This window comes from Kineococcus sp. AC630, from assembly GCF_979255925.1.
In genome coordinates, this window is record NZ_CEEDMJ010000113.1 from 1 (window position 1) to 251 (window position 251).

Here is a 251-nt window from a genome sequence, read left to right on the forward strand (position 1 = left end):
TGCGCGGCCTGGGCTGGCAGCCCGGCCCGCGCGACGCCGAGCGTGGCGCGCGGGGCCGACGTAAGCACTTGAACGGCTCGGGCGAGGATTTTCTGTTTATGCACCGCCATATGCTCGGCCGCGCCCGGACATTGCAGTCCGACTTACCGACCTGGCAGGAACTGCCACAGCCGCCGGTATTTATCGAGCGCGACCGCCAGGGTTTTATCCGTTACTACGACAACCACGACGGCAACTCGGTACCGCCAGCC

At 66.1% G+C, this 251-nt stretch carries 1 pseudogene; it reads left to right on the forward strand.

Features of this window, described 5'->3' with window-relative positions:
• Positions 1-251: pseudogene (locus AC0I8G_RS26065) on the forward strand (pyoverdine maturation tyrosinase PvdP); the annotation flags it as partial.